The 23479-nt window shown below is 70.0% G+C and carries 22 protein-coding genes; 20 read left to right on the plus strand and 2 right to left on the minus strand.

The window, feature by feature from the left end:
* The first annotated feature begins 8 nt into the window (after positions 1 to 8).
* The 12 genes from hisG (at position 9) to BZG35_RS14690 (ending at position 12428) form a co-directional block, all read left to right on the plus strand.
* Positions 9 to 890 carry an ATP phosphoribosyltransferase gene (gene hisG / locus BZG35_RS14635; RefSeq protein WP_077356672.1) on the plus strand — a complete coding sequence of 294 codons (882 nt, stop codon included), beginning with the start codon at positions 9 to 11 and terminating at the stop codon, positions 888 to 890.
* On the plus strand, positions 890 to 2212 hold the full coding sequence (gene hisD / locus BZG35_RS14640) for a histidinol dehydrogenase (protein WP_077356674.1): 1323 nt from the start codon (positions 890 to 892) through the stop codon (positions 2210 to 2212). The genes hisG and hisD overlap by 1 nt, the downstream gene beginning before the upstream one ends.
* Before the next feature lie 187 nt (positions 2213 to 2399).
* Positions 2400 to 3827: an imidazoleglycerol-phosphate dehydratase HisB gene (hisB, locus tag BZG35_RS14645; RefSeq protein WP_077356676.1), complete on the plus strand. Its 1428-nt coding sequence runs from the start codon at positions 2400 to 2402 to the stop codon at positions 3825 to 3827.
* Entirely contained in the window at positions 3824 to 4426 is a 603-nt protein-coding gene (gene hisH / locus BZG35_RS14650) for an imidazole glycerol phosphate synthase subunit HisH (protein ID WP_077356678.1), read from the plus strand. Before hisB ends, hisH begins: the two co-directional genes overlap by 4 nt.
* Positions 4423 to 5157 carry a 1-(5-phosphoribosyl)-5-[(5-phosphoribosylamino)methylideneamino]imidazole-4-carboxamide isomerase gene (gene hisA, locus BZG35_RS14655; RefSeq protein WP_077356680.1) on the plus strand — a complete coding sequence of 245 codons (735 nt, stop codon included), beginning with the start codon at positions 4423 to 4425 and terminating at the stop codon, positions 5155 to 5157. Before hisH ends, hisA begins: the two co-directional genes overlap by 4 nt.
* Positions 5154 to 5921 (plus strand): imidazole glycerol phosphate synthase subunit HisF, encoded by a 768-nt coding sequence (gene hisF, locus BZG35_RS14660; RefSeq protein ID WP_077356682.1) that lies wholly within the window; start codon positions 5154 to 5156, stop codon positions 5919 to 5921. Before hisA ends, hisF begins: the two co-directional genes overlap by 4 nt.
* A gap of 169 nt (positions 5922 to 6090) precedes the next feature.
* Positions 6091 to 6714, plus strand: a complete 624-nt coding sequence (gene hisIE, locus BZG35_RS14665) for a bifunctional phosphoribosyl-AMP cyclohydrolase/phosphoribosyl-ATP diphosphatase HisIE (RefSeq protein ID WP_077356684.1) — start codon at positions 6091 to 6093, stop codon at positions 6712 to 6714.
* 39 nt (positions 6715 to 6753) lie between these two features.
* A complete protein-coding gene (zwf, locus tag BZG35_RS14670; RefSeq protein ID WP_077356686.1) occupies positions 6754 to 8214 on the plus strand; it encodes a glucose-6-phosphate dehydrogenase in 1461 nt (486 codons plus the stop codon).
* Positions 8215 to 8400: 186 nt separating this feature from the next.
* Positions 8401 to 9108 (plus strand): 6-phosphogluconolactonase, encoded by a 708-nt coding sequence (gene pgl / locus BZG35_RS14675; protein ID WP_077356688.1) that lies wholly within the window; start codon positions 8401 to 8403, stop codon positions 9106 to 9108.
* Entirely contained in the window at positions 9108 to 10997 is a 1890-nt protein-coding gene (edd, locus tag BZG35_RS14680) for a phosphogluconate dehydratase (protein WP_077356691.1), read from the plus strand. Before pgl ends, edd begins: the two co-directional genes overlap by 1 nt.
* Before the next feature lie 88 nt (positions 10998 to 11085).
* Positions 11086 to 12057, plus strand: a complete 972-nt coding sequence (gene glk / locus BZG35_RS14685) for a glucokinase (protein ID WP_077356692.1) — start codon at positions 11086 to 11088, stop codon at positions 12055 to 12057.
* An 83-nt stretch (positions 12058 to 12140) separates the two neighbouring features.
* The gene (locus BZG35_RS14690; RefSeq protein WP_077358180.1) at positions 12141 to 12428 is read left to right on the plus strand and encodes a hypothetical protein; all 288 of its coding nucleotides are present in this window, start codon (positions 12141 to 12143) and stop codon (positions 12426 to 12428) included.
* A gap of 121 nt (positions 12429 to 12549) precedes the next feature.
* On the opposite strand, the gene BZG35_RS14695 is transcribed toward BZG35_RS14690, so the two are convergent.
* On the minus strand, positions 12550 to 13353 hold the full coding sequence (locus BZG35_RS14695; protein WP_077356694.1) for a DUF1295 domain-containing protein: 804 nt from the start codon (positions 13351 to 13353) through the stop codon (positions 12550 to 12552).
* A 282-nt stretch (positions 13354 to 13635) separates the two neighbouring features.
* Between BZG35_RS14695 and BZG35_RS14700 the strand changes: the two genes are divergently transcribed.
* The 7 genes from BZG35_RS14700 (at position 13636) to BZG35_RS14730 (ending at position 20011) form a co-directional block, all read left to right on the plus strand.
* A complete protein-coding gene (locus BZG35_RS14700) occupies positions 13636 to 14772 on the plus strand; it encodes a GTP-binding protein (RefSeq protein WP_077356696.1) in 1137 nt (378 codons plus the stop codon).
* Positions 14769 to 15743 (plus strand): WD40 repeat domain-containing protein, encoded by a 975-nt coding sequence (locus BZG35_RS14705; RefSeq protein ID WP_077356698.1) that lies wholly within the window; start codon positions 14769 to 14771, stop codon positions 15741 to 15743. The genes BZG35_RS14700 and BZG35_RS14705 overlap by 4 nt, the downstream gene beginning before the upstream one ends.
* A 184-nt stretch (positions 15744 to 15927) precedes the next feature.
* On the plus strand, positions 15928 to 16638 hold the full coding sequence (gene mtgA, locus BZG35_RS14710; RefSeq protein ID WP_077356700.1) for a monofunctional biosynthetic peptidoglycan transglycosylase: 711 nt from the start codon (positions 15928 to 15930) through the stop codon (positions 16636 to 16638).
* Between the two features lie 117 nt (positions 16639 to 16755).
* A complete protein-coding gene (locus tag BZG35_RS14715) occupies positions 16756 to 18495 on the plus strand; it encodes a VWA domain-containing protein (protein WP_077356702.1) in 1740 nt (579 codons plus the stop codon).
* Positions 18492 to 18701, plus strand: coding sequence for a hypothetical protein (locus BZG35_RS14720; protein WP_077356705.1), 210 nt, complete (start codon positions 18492 to 18494; stop codon positions 18699 to 18701). Before BZG35_RS14715 ends, BZG35_RS14720 begins: the two co-directional genes overlap by 4 nt.
* A 138-nt stretch (positions 18702 to 18839) precedes the next feature.
* Positions 18840 to 19187, plus strand: coding sequence for a DUF1428 domain-containing protein (locus BZG35_RS14725; RefSeq protein ID WP_077356707.1), 348 nt, complete (start codon positions 18840 to 18842; stop codon positions 19185 to 19187).
* Between the two features lie 5 nt (positions 19188 to 19192).
* Positions 19193 to 20011: a family 16 glycosylhydrolase gene (locus tag BZG35_RS14730; RefSeq protein ID WP_077358181.1), complete on the plus strand. Its 819-nt coding sequence runs from the start codon at positions 19193 to 19195 to the stop codon at positions 20009 to 20011.
* A gap of 60 nt (positions 20012 to 20071) precedes the next feature.
* Here the strand turns inward: BZG35_RS14730 and BZG35_RS14735 are convergent, their stop codons facing one another.
* The gene (locus tag BZG35_RS14735) at positions 20072 to 21175 is read right to left on the minus strand and encodes a Gfo/Idh/MocA family protein (protein ID WP_077356709.1); all 1104 of its coding nucleotides are present in this window, start codon (positions 21173 to 21175) and stop codon (positions 20072 to 20074) included.
* A gap of 149 nt (positions 21176 to 21324) precedes the next feature.
* Between BZG35_RS14735 and BZG35_RS14740 the strand changes: the two genes are divergently transcribed.
* Positions 21325 to 23475 (plus strand): TonB-dependent siderophore receptor, encoded by a 2151-nt coding sequence (locus BZG35_RS14740; protein ID WP_077356711.1) that lies wholly within the window; start codon positions 21325 to 21327, stop codon positions 23473 to 23475.
* The last annotated feature ends 4 nt before the right edge of the window (positions 23476 to 23479 follow it).

The following is a 23479-nucleotide window of genomic DNA, read 5'->3' on the forward strand; positions in this document are numbered from 1 at the left end:
CCCACCCCATGAGTACCGTACAGGGGCGACTTCGCATCGCCGTGCAGAAATCCGGCCGTCTGGCCGACCGCAGCCTCGACCTCGTCCGCGATGCGGGCCTGCGCGTCGTCAAGGGCGCCAACGACCTGCTCTACAAGGTCGAGAACTATCCGATCGACCTGCTGCGGGTGCGCGACGACGACATCCCCACCTTCGTGGCGGACGGGGTCTGCGATCTGGGCATCGTCGGCGAGAACGTGCTGGAAGAGGGCAAGAACGGCGGGGCGAATGCTTCCATCGTCATGCCGCTGGGCTTCGGCAAATGCACGCTGAAGCTCGCCTGCCCGCCGATGCTGGACTACGCCGGACCGGCCTCCCTGGAGGGCCTTCGCATCGCCACCTCCTATCCCAAGATCCTGCGTCGCTATCTGGACCAACAGGGCATCGCGGCCGACATCGTCGTCATGCGCGGGGCGGTCGAGGTCGCGCCCCGGCTGAAACTGGCCTCGGCCATCTGCGACCTGGTCTCGACCGGCGCGACGCTGGAGGCCAACGGCCTGATCGCCAAGGAGACCGTGTTCGAAAGCCAGGCCGTCCTGATCCAGTCGCCGGTCGCCCCCGAGCCCGGCCTGCAGCACCTGCTGGAGTCGATCATCGAGCGGATGAGCGGCGTGGTCAGCTCGCAGGGGGCCAAATACGTGATGCTGAACGCGCCGCGCTCGGCGCTGGACCAGATCACCGCCATCCTGCCCGGCGCGGGCGCCCCGACGGTCATGCCGCTACTCGGCCGCGACGACGCGGTCGCGGTGCACGCCGTCTGTCAGGAGGCCGTGTTTTGGGAGACGCTGGAGAAGCTGAAGGCCGCCGGGGCCTCGGCCATCCTGGTCCTGCCGATCGAGAAGATGATGTGATGACCGAACCGCTGTTCAGACGCATCGACTGGGCGTCGCTGGACGCCGCCGGACGCCGCGAGGCCCTGGCCCGGCCGGCGCGCCGGTCCCAGGCCAGTGTCGGCGACGTCGTGCGCACCATCTTCGACGACGTCGAGGCGCGCGGCGGGGCCGCCGTGACCGAATGGGCGATCCGGCTGGACGGGGCCCCGCCCCGCCGCATCGCCATTACCGACGAAGCGGTGGCCGCCGCCCGCGACGCCCTGCCACCCGCCGACACCCGCGCCCTGAGGGTCGCGGCCGAGAACGTGCGCGTCTTTCACCAGGCCACCCGGCCGGAGGACTCGGCCCTGGTCGAGACCACGCCGGGCGTGACCTCCAGGATCGTCTGGCGGCCCATCAGGGCGGCGGGCCTCTATGTCCCGGGCGGCACCGCGCCGCTGTTCTCCTCCCTGCTGATGCTGGCCATTCCGGCGGGCGTGGCAGGGGTGACCACCCGCGTCGCCGTGACGCCGCCCTCGAAGGACGGCTCGGCCCACCCGGCCATGATCCTGGCTGCGGCCGAGGCCGGGCTGGACGCCCTGTGGCTGCTGGGTGGAGCCCAGGCCATCGCCGCCATGACCTTTGGGGTGACCCTGGACGACGGCGAGATCCCGGCCTGCGACAAGCTGTTCGGTCCCGGCAACGCCTATGTCGCCGAGGCCAAACGCTATGCCGCCGCCCTGCCGGGCGGGCCCTCGGCCGACATGCCGGCGGGGCCGTCGGAGCTGCTGGTCATCGCCGACCGCTTCTGCGACCCCGAGATCGCCGCCGCCGATCTGCTCAGCCAGGCCGAGCACGACGGCGACGCCCAGGTGGTGCTGGTCGCCGACCGCGACGCCACGATCGACGCCATCCTGACCGAGGTCGCCGACCAGTTGGAGACCCTGCCCCGCGCCGCCATCGCCCGCGTCTCCCTGGCCGAGGCCCGCGCCATCAAGGTCGCCGACATGGCCGAGGCCTGCGTGGTGTCCAACCTGTACGGCCCCGAACACCTGGCCATCCAGGCCGAGGACGCCGAGACCCTGGTCGCCTCGATCCGCGCCGCCGGGGCCGTCTTCGTCGGCCGCTGGGCCGCCGAGACCCTGGGCGACTACGCCGCCGGACCCAGCCACGTCCTGCCGACCGACGGCGGGGCGCGGACCCTGGGCGGCATCACGACCGCCAGCTTCATGACCTCCATGTCGGTCCAGACCGTCACCGAGGCCGGCGCCGAACGCCTGGGCCCGATCGCGGCGCGCCTGGCCCGACTCGAGGGACTGGAAGCCCATGCGCGAGCCGCCGACCTGAGGAGTGTGGGATGATCGCCCAATCAGTCCTTCCCCCATTCTTCATGGGGGAAAGCGGCCCGTCGATCGCGCAGCGATCCAGGGCCGATGGGGGCAGTCTTGCTTACTTCCGCCGCAGATCAAATTCCCCCATCGGTCCTGTTCTCGCTTTGCTCGAAGACGGACCGCTTTCCCCCGCAAGCGGGGGAAGGGCTATGTATCCATGACCCTCCCCGCCCCCTACCCGCCCCTCGTCGCCGGCGCCGACGGCCTCGACGCCTACCCCGCCGCGCCCGCCGCCCTGCAGACCCGCATGGCCCAGATCTATGGCGTCGCCGCCGATCAGGTCCTGCCGGTGCGCGGCCTGACCCATGGGCTGGAGCTGGTCTTCCGCCTCGCCGCCCGCGACGGCCGCTCGGTCGAGGCCCCCGAGGCCGAGCCCTATACCGGCCTCGCCCGGCTGTACCGCGCCGGCGAAGGTGACCGCGCGGCCGTCATCATCCGCGCCCTCGGCTCGCCCGAGGCCATCGCCGAGATGGCCGAACGCGTCGCCCCGGCCCTGCTGGTCATCGACGAGGGCCTGATCGAGTTCGCCGACGGGACCTCGGCCGCGACCCTGATCGGCGACCACGCCAATCTGGTCGTCCTGCGCAGCCTGTCGCTGGCCTATGGCCTGGCCGGGGCCCGCGTCGGCGCCGCCCTGGGTCAGCCCGCGACCCTGGCCCGCCTGGTCGAGGTGGTCGAACCCTATGCCCTGCCCGAGCCCCTGGTCCGGCTGGCCATCCAGGCGCTCGACCCCTCGCGCATGATCGAGACCGCCGAGCGCATCGCCGCCGTCCGCCGCGAGCGCGAGCGGCTGGTCCGCGAGATCGGTCGGGTCATGGTGGTCGAGGCCGGCGTCGGCCCGATCCTGATGGCCCGCCCCTCCGACATCGACACCACCCTGTCCGAGCTGGCGAAATACGGCGTCGCCGCCGACCGCTCGGGCGACCGGGTCCGCCTGCCGGTCTCGATCCGGGCCGAGGTCAACGATCGGCTGCTGAGCGCCCTCGGCCTCGCGCCCTCGAACGCCCGCGCCCACCGCATCGGCCAGGCTGTGCGCGACACCAAGGAGACCCGCATCGTCTGCGCCGTCGACCTGGACGCGACCGGCCCGATCAAGATCGAGACCGGAGTCGGCTTCTTCGACCACATGCTGGAACAGGTCGCGACCCACGGCGGCTTCTCGCTGCGGCTGCAGTGCGAGGGCGACCTGCACACCGATCCGCACCACACCATCGAGGACAGCGCCATCGCCCTGGGCCAGGCGCTGAAACAGGCGCTGGGCGAGCGGCGCGGCATCCAGCGCTACGGCTTCGTCCTGGCCATGGACGAGGCCCAGGCCAATGTCGCCATTGACCTGTCAGGGCGACCGTATCCGGTGTTCGAGGGCACGTTCGCGACCCCCTTCATCGGCGAGTACCGCACCGACCTGACGGCCCACGTGTTCCGCTCCCTGGCCGAGCACCTGGGGGCCGCGATCCACATCACCGTCACCGGCGACGACGACCACCACAAGACCGAGGCCGCCTACAAGGGCTTCGGCCGCGCTCTGCGCCAGGCCATCCGGGTCGAGGGCGACGCGGTCCCGAGCACCAAGGGGGTTCTTTGACCCATACCGCCATCGTCCACCTGGGCGCGGGGAACACCGCCTCGGTCCAGTTCGCGCTCGAGCGCCTGGGGGCCGACGTCGTCGTCACCGCCGACCCCACGATCATCGCCGAGGCCGAACGTCTGGTCCTGCCGGGCGTCGGCGCGGCCGGCTATGCCATGGAGCGGATGGCGGCCCTGGGCCTGACCGAGGTCATCAAGGGCTTCGAACGCCCCCTGCTGGGCCTGTGCCTGGGCCAGCAGCTCCTGTTCGCCGAGAGCGAGGAGAACGGCGGGGCCACCATGCTGGGCTTCATCCCCGGCCGGGTGACGCGCATGCCGGTGCGCGACGACCTGCCGGTGCCGCATATGGGCTGGTCGCAGCTCAACACCCTGTCCGACGACCCCATCCTGCAGGGCGTGGTCGAGGGCGAGTACGCCTATTTCGTCCACTCCTACGTCTGCCCGGACACCGAGGCGACCATCGCCTGCGCCGACTATGGGGCCCAGGTCCCGGCCATGGTGCGGACCGGCAACCGCTGGGGCTGCCAGTTCCACCCGGAGCGGTCGGCCGCGGCGGGCGCGCGGATCCTCCAAAACTTTCTCGAGCTGCCCGCATGATCGTCTATCCCGCCATCGACCTGCGCCACGGCGTCTGCGTGCGCCTGATGCACGGCCGTTTCGACCAGGTCACCGAATACGATACCGTCCCGGCCACCCGCCTGGCCGCCTTCGTGGCCGAGGGCGCGACCTGGGTCCATATCGTCGATCTGGACGGGGCCGAGGCCGGACGCGCGGTCCAGCACGACCTGATCGGCGACCTGGCCTCCAGCCTCGACGTCAAGATCCAGTCGGGCGGCGGCGTGCGCGCGGTCGAGGACGTCGAGCGCCTGCTGGCCAGCGGCGTCGACCGCGTCGTCATCGGCTCCCTGGCCGTCACCAACCCGATCCTGGTCGCCCACTGGCTGGAGCGGTTCAGCCCGGACTGCCTGGTCCTGGCGTTCGACGTGCGCGTCGGCGACGACGGCGTGCCCACGCCTTCGCTGAAGGGCTGGACCGAGTCGGCGGGGCTGGACCTGTGGACCGCGCTGGACCGCTATCCGGTGGGGACGCTGAAGCATGTCCTGATCACCGACGTCAGCCGCGACGGGGCTCTGACGGGACCGAACCTCGAGCTGCTGGCCGAGGTCCTGCGCCGCCGTCCCGAGCTGAAGGTGCAGGCCTCGGGCGGGGTGTCCTCGTTGGAGGACCTGAAGGCGGCCGCTGCCGTCGGCTGCGACGGCGCCATCGTCGGCCGCGCCATCTACGAAGGTCGCTTCACGGCGCGCGAGGCGATAGAGGCCGTCCAATGACCGCGCGCCGTATCATCCCCTGCCTGGACGTGAAGGACGGCCGGGTCGTCAAGGGCGTGCGGTTCGAGGGCCATGTCGACATGGGCGACGCCGGCGAACTGGCCGCGCGCTATCGCGACGCCGGGGCCGACGAACTGGTCTTCTACGACATCACCGCCAGCCCCGAGGGCCGGACGCTGGACTATGGCTGGGTGCGCGACATCGCCCGGTCGCTGGACATCCCCTTCTGCGTCGCCGGCGGCATCCGCACCGTGGACCAGGCCGCGGCCTGCCTCGACAACGGGGCCGACAAGGTCTCGATCAACTCCCCCGCCCTCGAGCGGCCCGAACTGATCACCGAGATGGCCGAGCGACTGGGCAGCCAGTGCGTCGTGGTCGGCGTCGATTCCCGGCGCGAGGACGGCGAATACGTCGTGCACAAATACACCGGCGATCCCGACAGCCGCCGCCTGGCCGGCCGCCGCACCATGGACTGGATCGTCGAGGCCCAGGAGCGGGGCGCGGGCGAGATCGTGCTGAACTGCATCGACCAGGACGGGGTGCGCCAGGGCTATGACACCGCCCAGCTGTCCGACGCCCGCAGCCGCCTGACCATCCCCCTGATCGCCTCGGGCGGGGCGGGGTCGAAGTCGCATTTCCTCGACGTCTTCGACCGCGCCAACGTCTCCGGCGCCCTGGCCGCCAGCGTGTTCCACTCGGGCGCCATCACTGTCCCCGACCTCAAGGCCTTCCTGGCCGGGGCGGGTGTTGAGGTGAGGCAGTGATAGCCCTTCCCCTCGAGGGGGAAGGGTTGGGATGGGGTGGAGGCACCCCGCCTCCGATCTCCCACCGAGACCCCGTCTTGTTCGGTGTGTCGAAGCCTCACCTTCAACGCACTGCCTTCACCCCATCCCCGGCCCTTCCCCCTCCAGGGGAAGGGAGCAGGACACGCCGATGATCGACCCCACCACTCTCGACTTCGCCAAGGGCGGCGGCCTGATCCCGGCCGTGGTGCAGGACGCCGACACCCTGCAGGTCCTGACCCTGGCCTATATGGATCGCGCCGCCCTCGACGAGACGATCGAGTCCGGAGAGGCCACCTTCTTCTCGCGCTCGCGCGGCGGGCGATGGCGCAAGGGCGAGACCAGCGGTAACCGGCTGAAAGTCGTCTCGATCACCCCGGACTGCGACAACGATTCCCTGGTCCTGGCCGTTCGGCCCATGGGTCCGGCCTGCCACCTGGGCACCACCAGCTGTTTCGGGGCCGAGGACGCGCCGGGCCTCGGCCGGATCGCCCGCCTGGAGCAGACCATCGCCGAACGCGCCGCCGCCGACCCGGCCACCAGCTGGACCGCCCGCCTGCTGGCCGAGGGCCCCAAGCGCGTGGCCCAGAAGGTCGGCGAGGAAGGGGTGGAGACGGCGCTGGCCGGGGCCGCCGGACCCGACGAAGAAGTGGCCTCCGAAGCCGCCGATCTGGTCTATCACCTGCTGGTTCTGTTACGGGCGCGTCAAATGTCGTTTCAGGACGTGCTGGACGTGTTGGCCTCGCGCGCGCTACCGGCCACACACGCGGACTGACTTTGGGGGCCCGGCCCTCGCGGAACTTGAGGAGCGGGCATGACGGCTCTGGTGCTGTTCGGTGGCGGCGGCGATCTGGCCATGCGCATGCTGCTGCCCTCGCTCTATTTCCTCGAGCATGATGGCCTGCTGCCCGACGGCCTGAAGATCATCGGCGCGGCCCGCTCCGAGGAAGCCGCCCCCGAATATATCGCCAAGGTCCGCGCCGCGGTCGAGGGCAAGGCCAGGGCCGATGACGCCTGGTCCGACGAAGCCTGGGCCCGGCTGGAGGCGCGGCTGGACTACCTCGCCGTCGACGCCACCTCGGCCGAAAGCCTGAAGCCGCTGAAGGACAAGGTCGGCACCGGCCCCTGCACCAGCTTCCTGGCCGTCTCGCCCTCCCTGTACGCGAGGATCGTCACCGCCATGCGCGCCGCCGGCCTGGCCGAGCCGGAGGACCGCGTCGTGCTGGAAAAGCCGGTCGGTCGCGATCTGGAGAGCTTCCGCGCCATCGACGACGCCGTGGCCGACGCCTTCTCGGAACAGCAGGTGTTCCGCATCGACCACTATCTGGGCAAGGAGACGGTCCAGAACCTGATCGCCCTGCGCTTCGGCAACGTGATCTTCGAACCGCTGTGGAACAACCTGTCGATCGACCACGTCCAGATCACGGTGGGCGAGACCGTCGGGGTCGGCGACCGCTGGCCCTACTATGACGAATACGGCGCCCTGCGCGACATGCTGCAGAACCACATGCTGCAGCTGCTGTGCCTGGTCGCCATGGAGCCGCCCAGCGACCTCGACCCGGACTCGGTGCGCAACGAGAAGGTCAAGGTGATCCGCTCGCTGCGCCCGATCACCGCCGAGGACGCCGAGCGGACCACGGTGCGGGGCCAGTACGTGTCCGGCACCGTCGACGGCAAACGCGTCCCCGGCTATGACGAGGAACGCGGGGCGGACTCCGACACCGAGACCTTCGTCGCCCTGCGGGTCGACATCGACAACTGGCGCTGGGCCGGCGTGCCCTTCTTCCTGCGCACCGGCAAGCGCCTGCCCGAGAAGCGCACCGAGATCGTCATCCAGTTCAAGCCCGTGCCCCACTCCATCTTCGGCCAGGACGCGCGCGACGAGGACTCGGCCAACCGCATGATCATCGAGCTGCAGCCCGAGGAAGACATCAGCCTCACGGTCATGAACAAGCGGCCCGGCCTGGACCAGCGCATGCAGCTGCAGCCCATCAAGATGAGCCTGTCGTGGGGCGTCGGCGGCAAGGGCGACGCCCCGCCGCGCCGCCGCATCGCCTATGAGCGGCTGCTGCTCGACGCGCTGAACGGCGACTCCACCCTGTTCGTCCGCCGCGACGAGGCCGAGCGCGCCTGGGAATGGGTCGACGGCGTGTCCCAGGCCTGGGTCGACGGCCACGTCAAACCCCAGCCCTATCGCGCCGGCGCCTGGGGCCCCGACGCGGCCGACATGCTGATGGTCCGCACGGGCCGGGACTGGAACACGCAGGATGATTGAGCTTTCGCAGAAGCCCTTCCCCCGCCCTTCGCGGGGGAAAGCGGCCCGTCGATCGCGGAGCGATCGAGGGCCGATGGGGGCCGTCTTGCTTGCTTCCGCCCCAGATCAAATTCCCCCATCGGTCCTGTTCTCGCTTCGCTCGAAGACGGACCGCGTTCCCCCGCAAGCGGGGGAAGGACGATACGCATGACCGAACTCGAAACCTTCCCCACCCTGGACACCTGGGCCGCGACGATCGCCGGTCGCCTCGAGGAAACCCTCGGCGCCGCGGTCATCGACAACGGCCGGGCCCTGTTCGCCGGCCCCGGCGGTTCGACCCCCGCGCCCGTCTATGAACGCCTGGCCCGGGCCGACGTCGGCTGGGACCGGATCGCCGTCACCCTGGTCGACGAGCGCTATGTCCCCGAGACCGATCCCGAGTCCAACGCCCGGCTGATCCGCAACACCCTGCTGCAAGGCCCGGCGGCGGCGGCGCGGTTCATCCCCCTGTATCATGCCGAGGTTACGGTAGACCGGGCGGCGGCCGTGGCGGCCCGCGCCCTGGCCGAGGCCGGCGGCCGCTTCGACGCCGTGCTGCTGGGGATGGGGGAGGATGGCCATATCTGCTCGATGTTCCCGGCCAGTCCGACGCTGAAGACCCTGCTGACCCCCACCCTGAAACCCAATGTCCTCGGCGTGCCGCACGGCCGCGACGGGGCGGCCCCGACCCTGGAGCGGATCTCCATCACCCTGCCCTATCTGATGTCGGCCGGGCGGGTGATCCTGGGCCTGAAGGGCGCGGCCAAGCGGGCGGTGTTCGAGCGCGAGGCCGCCGGCGACCCGGCCGTGCAGCCGATCGCGGCGATGATCGCGGCCAAGGTTCCCCTGGAAGTCGTCTGGACGGAGGCCGCGTGATGGCCCTGCACACCCCCCCGCTGCACCCGGTCGTGGCCGAGGTCACCGCCCGCATCGTCGAACGGTCGAAGGCGACCCGCGCCGACTACCTGCGCCGCATGGACGCCGCGCGCGACAGCGGCATCGGCCGGGCCAAGCTCAGCTGCGCCAACTGGGCCCACGCCTTCGCCGGCCAGACCGTGGCCGACAAACTGACCGCCATGACGGGCAAGACCCCCAACGTCGGCATCGTCACCGCCTACAACGACATGCTGTCGGCGCATCAGCCGTTCGAACGCTTCCCCGCGGTGATCCGCGAGGCGGTGCGCCAGGTGGGGGCCACGGCCCAGGTCGCCGGCGGCACCCCCGCCATGTGCGACGGCGTCACCCAGGGCCGCCCGGGCATGGAGCTGAGCCTGTTCAGCCGCGACGTCATCGCCATGTCGGTCGGCGTCGCCCTGACCCACGACGCCTTCGACGCCGCCATGATGCTGGGCGTCTGCGACAAGATCGTGCCCGGCCTGTTCATGGGGGCCCTGGCCTTCGGCCACCTGCCCGTCGTCTTCGCCCCCGCCGGCCCCATGCCCAGCGGCATCCCCAATGCCGAGAAGGCCCGCGTCCGCGCCGAGTACGCGCAAGGCAAGGTCGACCGCGCCGACCTGCTGGCCAGCGAGATCGGCAGCTACCACTCGCCCGGCACCTGCACCTTCTACGGCACCGCCAACTCCAACCAGATGATGATGGAGTTGGGCGGACTGCACATGCCCTCCACCGCCTTCGTCCATCCGGAGACCGGCCTGCGCGACGCCCTGACGGCGGCGGCGGCGCAACGGGCGGTCGAACTGGCCCAGTCGGGCGAATGCCGCATGGCCGACGTCATCGACGAAAAATCCATCGTCAACATGATCGTGGCCCTGCTGGCCACCGGCGGATCGACCAACCACGCCATCCACCTCGTGGCCATGGCCCGGGCGGCGGGGGTGCTGATCGACTGGACCGATCTGGACCAGCTGTCGTCGGTGACGCCGCTGCTGGCCCGGGTCTATCCCAACGGCTCGGCCGATGTGAACGCCTTCCAGGCCGCCGGCGGCGTGGCCTTCGTCGCTCGCGAGCTGGCGCAGGCCGGCCATATCCATTCGGACGTGACGACGATCATGGGCCGGGGCATCCACCATTATTTCCAGGAACCGGCGATGATCGACGGCACCCTGGTGTGGAAGGACGGCGTCAGCGAAAGCCTCGACCGCGACATCCTGCGCCCCGCCGCCGACCCGTTCGACACCGAGGGCGGCCTGCGCCTAGTCCAGGGCAATCTCGGCCGCGCGGTCATCAAGATCTCGGCCGTGAAGCCGCAGCACCGGATCGTCGAGGGCCCCGCCCGGGTGTTCGATGCCCAGGAAGAGGTGCTGGCCGCCTTCCAGCGCGGCGAGCTGGACACCGGCGGCGTCATCGTCCTGCGGTTCCAGGGCCCCAAGGCCAACGGCATGCCCGAACTTCATTCCCTGTCGCCCCTGATGGGCATCCTGCAGGACCGGGGCGTCCCCATCGCCCTGGTCACCGACGGCCGCATGTCGGGGGCCTCGGGCAAGACCCCCGCCGCCATCCATGTCACGCCCGAGGCGCTGGAAGGCGGGCCTCTGGCCTTCGTCCACGACGGCGACATCGTCCGCCTGGACGCCGAGGCCGGGGTCCTGACCGTCGCCGCCGACCTGTCGACACGCGACCGGGCCCGCCCCGCCGCCGTCCAGAGCTGGGGCTATGGCCGCGAGCTGTTCGGGGCCTTCCGCGCCGTCGTCTCCTCGGCCGAACAGGGGGCCTCGGTCTGTTTCGTGGCCGAGCCGACGCACCAGCAACCAGAGATCCGCGACGTCGCGGACGCCAATGTCCAGGACCGGGAAATCGACGCATGAGCCGCTTCAACGGACCGCGGACCTCAAGGTCCGCTGACGGCTTTCACCACAGGGCGGACCTAGAGGTCCGCGCTCCGAGGGACGACGCATGAGCAACGGCAAGACCCTCCTCGTCGGCGACGTCGGCGGCACCAATGCCCGCTTCGCCATCGCCCATATGGTCGACGGCAAGCCGGTGCTGGAGCATCATGAAAGCTTCCCGGCCGACCAGTATCCGACCTTCCTGGGCGGGGTGAAGGCCTTCATCGACGGCTGCGAGGTCAAGCCGACCGGCGGCGTCATCGCCGTGGCCGGTCCGGTCGAGGACGGCACCATCGACCTGACCAACTCGCCCTGGCGGGTGTCGGAGGCCGAACTCCAGACCCTGGGCCTGAACCCGGTCAAGCTGATCAACGATTTCGAGGCCCTGGCCTGGGGCGCCCCCGTCATCCCGGCCGAGAACCTGGAACGGCTGGGCGGGCCTGAGGCGGGCGATCCGCACGCGACCATCGCCGTCCTGGGGCCCGGCACCGGCTTCGGCGTCTCGGCCCTGGTCCGCGACGCCCACGGCCAGGAGATGGCCATGCCGTCCGAGGGCGGCCACGCCTGTTTCCCGCCCGGCGACACGGTCGAGGACCAGATCCTGCGCATCCTGCGCGAACGCTACGACCGCGTGTCCATCGAGCGGCTGATCTGCGGACCGGGCCTGCTGAACATGCACCGCGCCCTGGCGCGGATCGACGGGCGCCAGACCCATATCGAGGATCCGGCCGAGATCACCACCACCGCCCTGGCCGACCCGGACAGCCCGTGCGGGGCCACCCTGGCCCGGTTCTGCGCCATCCTGGGGGCGGTCGCGGGCGACATCGCCCTGACCACCGGGGCGCGCGGCGGGGTCTATATCGCCGGCGGCATCGCCCCGCGCATCCTGCCTTTCCTAAAGGCCAGCCCCTTCCGCCAGCGCTTCGAGCGCAAGGGCCGGTTCAAGGACTATATGACGGACATCCCGACCTGGGTGATCACCCACAAGCACGCCGCGTTGCTCGGCGCCGCGCGGGTAGCCTTCGCCGAGGCCGGGTAACGGGATCGCGTTTTTTTATCACGTCGGCGTGAACCCGATTGGAAGCGTGGCGTTTGCCTGTCTCCACAATGGAGGAAGACCCCATGCGTAAACTGATGATTGCCTCGATCGCCGTCGCCGCCTTCGCCGGCCTGGCCGCTTGCCAGTCGCCCGCCGACGACGTCGCCGAAAAACAAGCCGACGCCCTGGAAGAACAGGCCGGCAACACCGACAACGAAGCCGCGGAAACCGCGCTGAACAAGCAGGCTGACGCCATCGAGCAGCAAGCCGGCAACGCCGACGGTGGCCTGACCACCGAGAACACGCCTTCGACAACCCCCCCTGCCGGCGCTATGGCCCCGGCCGAGGGTGCCATGGCTCCCGCTCAGTAAGCCTCGCGCTTTTTGAGACGACCGAACCCCCGTCGCGCAAGCGGCGGGGGTTTTCGTTTGGAGCGCGGACGTCCACGTCCGTCCCTGCGCCGCCAGGCGCCCCGGCCCCGCAGGCCGGTGTCTATTTCCTCGGCGGCAGGGGGATGAAGGCGCTGGTCCGGCGGATATAGTCCGCATACTGCGGCTTGGTCTTCGCCGTGGATTTTTCGGTGATGCCGATCCCCGACCATTTCGTCAGGGTGAAGGTCAGGAACACCGGGCCCACGATCGAGGCGATGCCGATCCAGCCCGTCTCGGCCGCGATCAGCCACAGCCCCCACCAGACGCAGGCGTCGCCGAAATAGTTCGGATGCCGCGTATAGCGCCACAGGCCGGTGTCGAGGACCTTCCCCTTGTTGGCCGGATCCTTGCGGAAGGCCGCCAGCTGGGCGTCGCCGATGCTCTCGAAGCCGATGCCGACCACCACGACGATCGCCCCGATCCAGCCGATCGCCCCCATCGGCGGCACCGGCGACACCTGGCCCAGTTGCACCGGCAGGCAGGTCAGCCAGGCCAGCACCCCCTGAGGCAGGAAGACGAACAGCAGCGCCGTCTTGCCGAAGCTCCAGCCGTGCTCGCGCTCCTGGGTCTCGACGATCTCCGTATAGCGGCCGTCGGCCCCATGCCCGCGCCACCGATGCAGCAGATGCCAGCCCAGCCGGACCGCCCAGACCCCGCACAGCCACAGCAGCAGCCCCTGGCGCACCGGATCGCCGTCAGTCCGGGGGAAGGTGACCAGGGCCAGGAACAGCATCCCGAGCGGCCAGACCCCGTCGATGAAGCTGACGTCCTTCAGCCGCAGGGCCAGGGTCCACAGCCCCAGCATCACGGCCACGATCAGCACCAGGTTCAGGCCCAGCAGGCGGGCAATCTCGATCAGCGTCATATGACCCTAACGAGCCTATCGTCCGTTCGGACGCAAGCCCGGTCGTGGCGTGCCCGCTCCGCCCTTCCCCCGCTTGCGGGGGAAAGCGGCCCGTCGATCGCGCAGCGATCCAGGGCCGATGGGGGAAGTCTTGTCTTGCTTACTTACCCTCGACAGAAAAGTTCCCCCATCCGTCCTGGTCTCGCTCCGCTCGACGACGGACGGCTTTCCCCCATGAAGAATGGGGGAAGGGCTGAGCCCGAACCCCTTCCCCTTCGCAGCCAGAGCCGCCATCTAGCGCCCATGACCGATACGAAAATCCCCGTCACCGTCCTCACCGGCTATCTCGGCGCCGGCAAGACCACCCTGTTGAACCGGATCCTGACCGAGGACCACGGCAAGCGCTACGCCGTCATCGTCAACGAGTTCGGCGAGATCGGCATCGACAACGACCTGGTGGTCGGGGCTGATGAGGACGTGTTCGAGATGAACAACGGCTGCGTCTGCTGCACCGTGCGCGGCGACCTGATCCGCGTCGTCGCCGGTCTGATGAAGCGCCAGAAACCCGGTCAGCCCGCCTTCGACGCCATCATCGTCGAGACCACGGGCCTGGCCGACCCCGGCCCCGTGGCCCAGACCTTCTTCGTCGACGACGACGTCAAGGCCAAGACGACGCTGGACAGCGTCACCGCCCTGGTCGACGCCCACCATGTGATGGCCCGGCTGGACGACTCCAGGGAGGCCCGCGAACAGGTCGCCTTCGCCGACCGCATCATCCTGAACAAGGTCGACCTGGCCACGCCGGAGGAGCTGTTCGCGGTCGAGGCCCGGCTGCGCGCCCTCAACCCCCTGGCCCCCATCCTGCGCGCCGAGCGGGCCAATGTCCCGCTCGACCAGGTGCTGGGCCTGCACGGCTTCGACCTGGAGCGCATCCTCGATCTGCATCCGCAGTTCGTCGCCCGACCCGCCCACGGCGAGGCCGGCCACGTCCACGACGAACACTGCGGCCACGATCACTCCGCGCACGATCATGACCACGATCATGCCGATCACGGGCACGACCATGCGCACACCCCGAACGGGTCGGACGGGTCGGACGGTGTTTCGACGCCCGCCGACGGTCCGCGCGGGCATAGCCATGCCGACGACATCAAGGGCATCTCCCTGTCGCTGGACCGGCCGATGAACGGTGTGAAATTCACCCAGTGGCTGGACCAGCTGCTGGGGCAGCAGGGCCAGAACATCCTGCGCGCCAAGGGCATCATCGACGTGCAGGGCGAGGACCGCCGCCTGGTCTTCCAGGCCGTGCACATGATCCTGGAGGGTGACCTGCAGCGCGAATGGGGCCCCACCGAACGCCGCTGGAGCCGCGCCGTCTTCATCGGCCGCGACCTCGACGAGGCGGCGCTGAAGGCCGGTTTCGAAGCCTGCGCGGCGTGACCACCTTCGCCTTCGACGCCCAGGTCACCTCGGCGCATTTCGATTCCTCGGGCGCGGTCTTCGCCCTGGGCGACGGCTCGGTCCGGTTCGAGGACGGGGTGTTCGACGCCGTCCATGACGGGGCCATCCTGTGCGCCACCGTCCACCCCTCCGGCGACGGCCTGGTCAGCGGCGGCGACGACGGCCGGGTGATCTGGAGCCGCAAGGGCGAGGCCGGGGTCCTGGCCACGGCGAAAGGGCAATGGATCGACGCCATCGACGCCTCGAGCGTGACCAAGCTGATCGCCTTCTCTTCCGGCAAGACCCTGTCGGTGATCGACGCCACCGACATCGTCTTCCGCCGCGACTTCCAGCATGAGCGCACCGTCTCGGGCGTCGCCTTTGATCCCAAGGGTCGCCGCGTCGCCACCTCGACCTATGGCGGGGCCTGTCTGTGGTTCGCGCGCATCGCCGACCAGAAGCCGACGAAGCTGACCTGGGCCGGATCCCACACCGGCGTGGCCTTCTCCCCCGACGGGGCCTTCGTCGTCACCACCATGCAGGACATGCAGCTGCACGGCTGGCGGCTGAAGGACTCCAAGAACCTGCGCATGGGCGGCTATCCGTCCAAGATCCGCAGCCTCGCCTTCCTGTCCAAGGGGGCGTTGCTGGCCTCGTCCGGGGCGCACGGGGCGGTGCTGTGGCCCTTCGTCGGGGCCAACGGTCCGATGGGCCGCGAGGCGTCCGAGATCGGCTTCGACGATTCCACCCAGGTGACCCTGATCTCCGCCCGCACGGCGCACGGCCGGCTGGCGGCGGGCCTGGCCGATGGCCGGGTCTGGGTCGCCGACCCCGCCGGTCAGGGGTTGAACTTCGTCAAGGCCGAGAAGGGCTCCCCCATCGCCGCCCTGGCCCTCAGCCCCGACGCCACCCGCGTCGCCTGGGCCGACGAGGACGGCAACGCCGGCGTCGCCGAGGTCTCGATCGACTGATCGCTCGACACGCCGCGCCGCCCCCGCCTATCGTCGGCCATGAGCGGGGGTCCGGAATGCGGGGTCGAAAAGAGCGGGGCCAGACCCCGCGCATGGCCTTCGGGTGCCTGGCTGTGGTCGTCCTTCTGACCGTCGCGGCGGGGGCCTTTCTTGTGGTTTTCCTTTGGGACGTGAATCTGCCGGCATGACCGACACCCGGACCCCGTCGCCGTCCCCCCGTCGCCGCCGTCGCGGCCGACCCTGGCTGATCGCCCTGCTGATCCTGGCCCTGCTGCCCCTGGGCGGGGTGCTGATCCACCGGTTCCTGCCGGTTCCCGTGACCATCCTGATGGCGCAGCAGGCCTTGGCCGGCAAAGGCCTGGACTATCGCTGGACGCCGCTCGAGGACATCTCGCCCCACCTGGTCGTGTCCGCCATCGCCGCCGAGGACGCCCGCTTCTGCAGCCACGGCGGCTTCGACCTCGAGGCGATCGAAAAGGCGCTGAAGCACAACGAGAACGGCCGCCGGATCCGGGGCGGCTCGACCATCAGCCAGCAGACCGCCAAGAACGTCTTCCTCTGGCCCGGCCGCGACTGGGTGCGCAAGGGACTGGAGGCGGGCTATACGGTGCTGATCGAGACCGGATGGGGCAAGCGCCGCATCCTGGAGGTCTATCTTAACGTCGCCGAGATGGGGCCGGGCGTCTATGGGGCCGAGGCGGCGGCCCGGCACTGGTTCGGGACCTCGGCCGCCGACCTCAGCCCGCGTCAGGCGGCCCGGCTCGCCGCCATCCTTCCCAGCCCGCGCCGCTACGACGCCGGCACCCCCGGTCCCTATGTCCGACGGCGCGCGTCCCGCATCCAGGCCGCCGCGCGCACCGTCCGAAACGAGGGCCTGGCCGCCTGCGTCATCTGAAATAATGTTGTTATATATCGGTGCGTTAACTCTCGCCCCTACCGTTCCATTAATCGCTAACTCGTAAGTCTGTCCGCGCGCGGACCCAGTCGGCCCGTGACCAGAGTGCGGGTAACCATGCGTAGCGTGACACGGACAGTCGAGGCCCTGCAGACCTTCGCGGCACGCTTCGCCGCCGACTCCCGGGGCAACGTCGCCCTGATCTTCGCGATGGCCCTGCCGACGATGGTGTTCATGACCCTGGGCGGGGTGGACATCAATCGCGCCTCGACGGTGCGGATGAATCTGCAGGATGCCCTGGACGCCGCCACCCTGGCCGCCGCCCGCTCGCAGTACACCGACGACCCCAACATCAATCGCGTCGGCCTGGCGGCGCTTCAGGCCAATCTGGCCGCGTTCGGCGACATCACCCTGCTGACCGACGCCACCAGCTTCCACCTGGACATGACCACGGGCGCGGTCGTCGCTGATACGACGGTGAACGTCGACGCCCTCGTGGCCAACATCATCCTGCCGCCCTACGATCAGGTGCTGGGCGACCAGATCCCCGTCAGGGCCCATTCCGAAGCGTTGCGCTCGAACAACCGGATCGAAGTCGCTCTGGTGATCGACAACACCGGGTCGATGTCCGAGCAGAACCGGCTGGTGAACACCAAGGCGGCGGCGCTCGCGCTGATCAATCGGCTGGAGGCGGCCGATGGCCGGTCCATCGAGCCGGACGCCATCAAGATCTCCCTGGTGCCCTTTTCCCAGACGGTCCGGGTGCTGCCGGGCGGCACGAACACGCCGCCCAGCTGGATGAGCAATGCGGTCGATCATACGGGCGGTGGCATCTACAACAGCTCGACCAACGCCTACAGCCTGTTCGACGCCAACGCCGCCGGGCGCTTCGACCTGTTTGGCTGGTTGAACACCACCTGGGGTGGCTGCGTCGAGAGCCGGCCCCAGCCCTACGACATCCGCGACACGGCCCCGACCAGCGCGACCAAGGCGACGATGTTCGTGCCGTATTTCGCCCCGGACCAGCCGGACAAGGACTATCCCAACGACTCGACGTGGAAGGGCTATGCGTCCGAGGGCAACGACTATCTTGAGGACGGCCGCGGCGGCTCGACCGCCAATCCGGCCTTCGCCAACACCACGGCCGGCGCGGCGGCCCGCAAGAAGGAATGGTTCGATCGGGTCCGCAACACAGCGCGCTATTCAAGCACGCCCCGCAACGCCGCCAACGGCCACCGCCTGACCCTGACGACGTCGATCGGCCCGAACATGGGCTGCGACCTGCAACCCATCATCCGGCTGACCGACGACTACACGGCCCTGCGCACGGCGGTGAAGAACATGGTCGCCTCCGGCAACACCAACGTCCCCCTGGGCGCCATGTGGGGCTGGCACACCCTGTCGCCGCGCGCGCCCTTCGGCGACGGACGGCCCTATGGCACCGAGCGGCTGAAGAAGATCATCATCATCATGACCGACGGCGCGAACGTCATGAGCGACACCAACACCCCCAACGACAGCATGTACAACGGCCTGGGCTATATCTGGCAGAACCGGCTGGGCATCGTCTCCGGCAACGACACGACCCGCCGCCAGAAGATGGACGAGCGCTTCGACCACGTCAGCCGGGGCGCCGAAGACCCCTTCGGCAGCACCGAGGACATGTGCGGCAACATGAAGAAGGAGGGGCTGGAGATCTACACCGTGGCCGTCCAGGTGGATGGGACGGCCCAGACCCTGCTGCGGCGCTGCGCCACCGACGCCGACCACTATTTCCCAGTCACCAGCGCGTCGGGCATCGGCGCGGCCTTCGACCGCATCGCCGGGGCCATCGAGAACCTGAGGATCAGCCGATGATCGCCTCCGCCATCGCCGCTTCCGGCATCGCCACGGCCACCGCCCGGTTCGAACAGAGCGCCATCCGCACCGCGACGGGCTCCCTGGACAATCTCGGGGCCGAACTGGTCGAACAGACCATGGCCGCCACGGCGGTCTCGGCCAACGTCGCCGTTTTGAGAACCGCCGACGACATGGTCGGCAGCCTGCTGGACATCCTCGCCTGACGGCCGCACCTTGGCGCTCCCGACCACCGGGCGCTGAGGCGGCAGGCTTTTCGAGCCGAGCGGTAGCGCCCCGAACAACCGGGCGCTCAAGCAGCGAGGCTCCGGGAGCCGAGCGGTAGCGCCTCCGAAGGAGGACAAATGACTTACGTTTCCGGCTTCCTCACCCCGGTCAAGACCGACGACAGGGATCGCTACATCAAGTCAGCCGAAGTCAGCTGGCCGATCTTCCAGAAATACGGCGCTCTGGAACAGGTCGAGACCTGGGGCGTCGACGTGCCGCCCGGCAAGCTGACCGGCTTCGACCTGGCGGTGAAGCTGGAGGACGGCGAGGCCGTCGTCTTCTCGTGGATCAAATGGCCGGACAAGGCCACGGCCGAGGCCTGTTTCGCCACCATGGAGACCGACCCGGCCTGGAAGGAGCTGGACATGCCGTTCGACGGCAAGCGCATGATGTGGGGCGGGTTCGAGGTGGTGTTCGCGGGGTGATGCAGATGCCCGCGCGTCACGCATTCACGGATGACGGTGCCGCGCGCGCCGGGCGCCTGGCCCTGGCCGTCCTGGTCCTGTCGGCCCCGAGCGCGCCCGCCCTGGCGCAGACTCCGCCCGCCGGCTACCGCCTGGCCTGGGCCGACGAGTTCGAATACGCAGGCCTGCCCGATCCCGCGCGCTGGACCTACGACACCCACGCCAACGCCACCGGCTGGTACAACAACGAGGCCCAGTACTATGCCGCCGATCGGCTGCGGAACGCCCGGGTCGAGGACGGCCACCTGATCATCGAGGCCCGGCACGAGCAACCCGACGCGGCCGACAGCGGCGGCCAGGCCTATACCTCGGCCCGGCTGGTCAGCCGCCAGCACTGGACCTATGGCCTGTACGAGGTGCGCGCCCGGGTCCCGTGCGGCCGGGGCACCTGGCCCGCCATCTGGATGCTGCGGGAAAACATGACCGCCTGGCCGCAGGACGGCGAGATCGACATCATGGAACACGTCGGTCACCGGCCCGGCATCGTCCACGGCACGGTCCACACCGGGGCCTACAACCACGTCGCCCAGACCCAGCGCGGGGCCGAGGTCGCCGTTCCGGACGCCTGCGAGGCCTTCCACCGCTATCAGGTCCGCTGGACACCCGACGCCGTGGTCTTCGCCATCGACGACGTGGACTACCACCGCTTCGACAACGACAAGGCCGGCGACCGGGCCACCTGGCCCTTCGACCGCCCGTTCGGCCTGATCCTCAACATCGCCGTCGGTGGCGACTGGGGCGGGGCGGAAGGCATCGACGACGCGGCCTTCCCGCAGACGATGTAGGTCGACTATGTGCGCGTCTTCCAGCCGATGGACTGAGCCGCGGCAGGGATCACCGGCGGGTCAGAGGGCGACCGTCCGCCCCTCGCGCGCGGCCTGATAGATCGCCTCGATGATCCGCATGTCGCGCAGCCCCTCCTCGCCCGCCACGATCGGCTGGCTGTCCGTCATCACGCACTGCGACAGGTGATCCAGCTGGGCCGAGAACTGGTTGTTGGGCTGGGCCGGAGCGACATGGTCGACGGTCTCGCCCCCGCGCCGCAGCCGCAGCCGATTGCCGTTGTAGGCGGTCGCCGGTTCCGCATCCAGCCAGCCCTCGGTCCCCACCACCCGGTAGCGGTTGTGGTTCGAGCCATAGGTGGAGACGCAGTGGGCCACCACGCCCGACGGGAAGGTCAGCTGGAAGTTGATCGTGTCCTCGACCTCGCGGAAGCGCACGTCCGACCGGTCGGTGCTCTCCACCGCCGTGACCGAGGCCGGCTCCTCCCCGGTCAGATAGCGGGCCGCCTGCAGGCTGTAGATGCCGATGTCCATCAGCGAGCCCCCGCCCGCCAGCGCCTTGTTCAGCCGCCACTGGGTCGGGTCGCCGGCGTTGAAACCGTGCTCGGCCGTGACGATCCGGACCCGGCCCAGTTCCCCGTCGCGCACGATCCGCATCGCCTCGCGGTTGGCCGCCTCGAAATGACTGCGGTAGCCGATCATCAGCTTGCGCCCGGCGGCGCGACAGGCGGCGATCATGGACTCGGCCTCCGCCGCCGTATTGGCCATGGGCTTTTCGCACATCACATGCTTGCCCGCCGCCGCCGACCGCAGGGTGTACTCATGGTGCATGCCGTTGGGCAGGATCACATAGACGATGTCGACGTCCGGATTGTCCCGGATCGTGTCGAAGGTGTCGTAGCCATAGAGGCCGGTCTCGGGCACGCCGTACTGGGCGGCATAGCGTCGCGCCTTGTCCATGGAGCCGCTGACCAGGGCCGTCACGCGCGAGTGCCGACACTCGGCGAACCGGGGCAGGATGACGTCCGCATACCGCCCCAGACCCACGATGGCATAGCCGAGCTTGCGGTCCTGGAAGCTCCCCGCGAGCGCGGAAGCGCCGGGCAGGGCCAGGGCGGCGGCGGTTCCGCCGATCAGCAGGTCGCGGCGATGGGGTCTCGACAGCATGGTGGCCTCCCTGTGGGCGGACGGTCTCCGCCATCCCCCACCCCATCCTGCGTCAAATGTCCGACCTTTGCCAAGCGACGCCCTGACATCTTGCGAGACGCCGAGGCTTCCTCTATTGCGACGCGTTCTCATTCTCAGGTCTCCCCGCCATGCTCCGCGCCCTCGCCCTCTCGACCACCGCCCTGTTCGCCCTCGCCGCCCCGGCCCTGGCCCAGGACGCCGCCGCCGACCGGCTGGAAGAGGTGGTCGTCACGGGATCGCAGGTCCAGCTGGCCGCCCCCTATGCCGGGGGCCAGGTCGCGCGCGGGGCCCGGGTCGGCCTGTTCGGATCCCTGTCGCAGCTCGACACCCCCTTCGCCGTCACCGCCTATACCGAGGAGCTCGCCCGCAACCAGCAGGCCCGCAGCGTCGGCGACGTGCTCCAGAACGACCCCGCCGTCCGCGTCTCCAAGGGCTTCGGCAATTTCCAGGAGCTGTACGTCATCCGCGGCTTCCCCGTGTACTCCGACGACATGACCTACAACGGCCTGTACGGCATCCTGCCGCGTCAGTTCGTGGCCGCCGAGTTCCTGGAGCGGGTCGAGGTCTTCCACGGGGCCACCGCCTTCCTGAACGGCGCGGCCCCCGGCGGATCCGGCGTCGGCGGGGCCTTCAACCTGACGCCCAAGCGCGCCGGCAATGAGCCCCTGACCCGCCTGACCCTGGGCCTCGAAGGCGGGGGCGAGGGCTACGCCGCCGCCGACGTCTCGCGCCGCTTCGGGACCGATGGCGACACCGGCCTGCGCCTGAACGTTGCCCGCCGCGACGGCGAGGGCGCGATCGACGACCAGTCCCGCACCCTGAACGTCGTCGGCCTGGGCCTCGACCGGCGCGGCGCCCGGGCCCGGTTCTCGGCCGACCTGGGCTGGCAGGATCACCGCATCGATGCCCCGCGCCCGACCGTGACCCCGACCGGCGCCGTCCCCGCCGCCCCCGACGCCACCACCAACTTCGCCCAGCCCTGGACCTATACCGACGAGGAACAGCTGTTCGGCGTCGTCCGCGGCGAGCTGGACCTGACCGACCGCGTCACCGCCTGGGCCGCCTTCGGCGGGCGCAGCGGCCAGGAGGACAACATCCTGGCCAACCCCACGGCTCAGCCCGACGGCACCACCAGCGCCTACCGCTTCGACAATGCGCGCCAGGACACGGTCTGGTCCGGCGACGTCGGCGTCCGCGCCGAACTGACCACCGGCCCGGTCGACCACCGGCTGGTCGCCTCCGCCTCCCAGGTCCGGTCGCGGTCCGAGAACGCCTATGCCTTCTCCGACTTCGCGGGCTTCGCCTCCAGCCTGTCGAACCCCGTCGCCGTCCCCCCGCCCGCCGCCACCTTCTTCGTCGGCGGCGACCTGAACGACCCCAGCGTCACCGAACGGGTCGAGACCTCGTCCGTCGCCATCGCCGACATGATGTCCCTGCTGGACGGCCGCCTGCTGCTGACCGCCGGGGCCCGCTATCAGGAGATCGAGACCCGCACCTACGACTACAACACCGGTGCCCTGGGCTCGTCCTACGAGGGCGACGCCGTCACCCCCGCCTTCGCCGTGGTCTACAAGCCGACCGCACGGATCTCCCTCTACGCCAACTATGCCGAGGCCCTGATCCCCGGCCAGACCGCCCCGGCCGTGTCCGGCGGCACCCCCGTGACCAATGCCGGCGAGGTGCTGTCGCCCTTCCGCGGTGAACAGGCCGAGGTCGGGATGAAATACGACCTGGGACGCTTCGGTGGCTCGGTCAGCCTGTTCCGCACCACCCTGCCCTCGGCCTTCGTCGAGAACGGCCGCTTCGCCACCAATGGCGAGCAGCGCAACCAGGGCCTCGAGGTCTCCTTCTTCGGCGAGCCGCGCGACGGCCTGCGCGTCCTCGGCGGCTGGACCCTGCTCGACGCCGAACTGACCCAGACCGCCGACGGCGCCCTCGACGGCCGCGCCCCCATCGGCGCCCCCGAGGTCCAGGGCAACGTCAATGTCGAGTGGGACCTGCCCCAGCTGACCGGCCTGACCCTGGAGGGCCGCCTGGTCTACACCGGCGAGCAGGCCGTCGACGCCGCTAACACCGTCGATCTCGACAGCTGGACCCGCCTCGACGCCGGCGTCCGCTATGCGTTCGAGGCCTCGGGTCGTCCCCTGACCCTGCGCGCCCGGGTCGAGAACCTGGCCGACGAGGACCAGTGGGTCGCCGTCGGCGGCTATCCAGGGGCCAACTACCTGACCCTGGGCGCGCCCCGTACCCTGTCGCTGTCGATCTCCGCTGAGTTCTGAGCGG

Source organism: Brevundimonas sp. LM2 (assembly GCF_002002865.1).
Lineage (GTDB): Bacteria > Pseudomonadota > Alphaproteobacteria > Caulobacterales > Caulobacteraceae > Brevundimonas.

Bases quoted from the DNA above. Each gene is read 5' to 3' on its own strand.
- hisA (WP_077356680.1), top strand. From the start codon at position 4,423: ATGATCGTCTATCCCGCCATCGACCTGCGCCACGGCGTCTGCGTGCGC.
- BZG35_RS14715 (WP_077356702.1), top strand. From the start codon at position 16,756: ATGCGTAGCGTGACACGGACAGTCGAGGCCCTGCAGACCTTCGCGGCA.
- BZG35_RS14740 (WP_077356711.1), top strand. From the start codon at position 21,325: ATGCTCCGCGCCCTCGCCCTCTCGACCACCGCCCTGTTCGCCCTCGCC.
- hisF (WP_077356682.1), top strand. From the start codon at position 5,154: ATGACCGCGCGCCGTATCATCCCCTGCCTGGACGTGAAGGACGGCCGG.
- hisG (WP_077356672.1), top strand. From the start codon at position 9: ATGAGTACCGTACAGGGGCGACTTCGCATCGCCGTGCAGAAATCCGGC.
- glk (WP_077356692.1), top strand. From the start codon at position 11,086: ATGAGCAACGGCAAGACCCTCCTCGTCGGCGACGTCGGCGGCACCAAT.
- edd (WP_077356691.1), top strand. From the start codon at position 9,108: ATGGCCCTGCACACCCCCCCGCTGCACCCGGTCGTGGCCGAGGTCACC.
- hisB (WP_077356676.1), top strand. From the start codon at position 2,400: ATGACCCTCCCCGCCCCCTACCCGCCCCTCGTCGCCGGCGCCGACGGC.
- zwf (WP_077356686.1), top strand. From the start codon at position 6,754: ATGACGGCTCTGGTGCTGTTCGGTGGCGGCGGCGATCTGGCCATGCGC.
- BZG35_RS14725 (WP_077356707.1), top strand. From the start codon at position 18,840: ATGACTTACGTTTCCGGCTTCCTCACCCCGGTCAAGACCGACGACAGG.
- pgl (WP_077356688.1), top strand. From the start codon at position 8,401: ATGACCGAACTCGAAACCTTCCCCACCCTGGACACCTGGGCCGCGACG.
- BZG35_RS14700 (WP_077356696.1), top strand. From the start codon at position 13,636: ATGACCGATACGAAAATCCCCGTCACCGTCCTCACCGGCTATCTCGGC.
- BZG35_RS14720 (WP_077356705.1), top strand. From the start codon at position 18,492: ATGATCGCCTCCGCCATCGCCGCTTCCGGCATCGCCACGGCCACCGCC.
- mtgA (WP_077356700.1), top strand. From the start codon at position 15,928: ATGACCGACACCCGGACCCCGTCGCCGTCCCCCCGTCGCCGCCGTCGC.
- hisIE (WP_077356684.1), top strand. From the start codon at position 6,091: ATGATCGACCCCACCACTCTCGACTTCGCCAAGGGCGGCGGCCTGATC.
- hisD (WP_077356674.1), top strand. From the start codon at position 890: ATGACCGAACCGCTGTTCAGACGCATCGACTGGGCGTCGCTGGACGCC.
- BZG35_RS14730 (WP_077358181.1), top strand. From the start codon at position 19,193: ATGCCCGCGCGTCACGCATTCACGGATGACGGTGCCGCGCGCGCCGGG.
- BZG35_RS14695 (WP_077356694.1), bottom strand. From the start codon at position 13,353: ATGACGCTGATCGAGATTGCCCGCCTGCTGGGCCTGAACCTGGTGCTG.
- BZG35_RS14735 (WP_077356709.1), bottom strand. From the start codon at position 21,175: ATGCTGTCGAGACCCCATCGCCGCGACCTGCTGATCGGCGGAACCGCC.
- BZG35_RS14690 (WP_077358180.1), top strand. From the start codon at position 12,141: ATGCGTAAACTGATGATTGCCTCGATCGCCGTCGCCGCCTTCGCCGGC.